General features: G+C 47.6%; 4 tRNA genes. All 4 read left to right on the top strand.

Annotated features, from left to right (window positions below):
* Positions 1-38 precede the first annotated feature (38 nt).
* The 4 genes from CW370_RS21085 (at position 39) to CW370_RS21100 (ending at position 398) form a co-directional block, all read left to right on the top strand.
* Positions 39-124 (top strand) — tRNA-Leu (locus CW370_RS21085).
* A 9-nt stretch (positions 125-133) separates the two neighbouring features.
* Positions 134-210 (top strand) — tRNA-Arg (locus CW370_RS21090).
* 27 nt (positions 211-237) lie between these two features.
* Positions 238-314 (top strand) — tRNA-Pro (locus CW370_RS21095).
* Positions 315-322: 8 nt separating this feature from the next.
* A tRNA-Ala gene (locus tag CW370_RS21100) sits at positions 323-398 on the top strand.
* Positions 399-605: the final 207 nt, after the last annotated feature.

Consider the following 605-nt stretch of genomic DNA (forward strand, 5'->3'; position numbering starts at 1 on the left):
GTTCGAATCCCGTCTTCCGCTCCAACTATACCATCCACGCCGGGGTGGTGGAATTGGCAGACACACAGGACTTAAAATCCTGCGGTAGGTGACTACCGTGCCGGTTCAAGTCCGGCCCTCGGCATTATGTTTTGCGCCCGTAGCTCAATTGGATAGAGCGTTTGACTACGGATCAAAAGGTTAGGGGTTCGACTCCTCTCGGGCGCGCCATATCTTTTAATAGAATAGATAGGGAATCGGGAAGTAGCTCAGCTTGGTAGAGCACATGGTTTGGGACCATGGGGTCGCAGGTTCGAATCCTGTCTTCCCGACCATTTTTTATGGGGCCTTAGCTCAGCTGGGAGAGCGCCTGCTTTGCACGCAGGAGGTCAGCGGTTCGATCCCGCTAGGCTCCACCAAAAGTTTTTAAAAAAGTTGTTGACTTTGAAGAAGTGACGTTGTATAATAATAAAGTTGCTTTAACAAAGCGGACAAACAAAATGATCTTTGAAAACTAAACAAGACAAAACGTACCTGTTAATTCAGTTTTTAAAAATCGCACAGTGATGTGCGTAGTCAGTCAAACTACTTTATCGGAGAGTTTGATCCTGGCTCAGGACGAACGC

This window comes from Bacillus sp. SN32 (assembly GCF_002837495.1).
Taxonomy (GTDB): domain Bacteria; phylum Bacillota; class Bacilli; order Bacillales; family Bacillaceae; genus Bacillus; species Bacillus subtilis.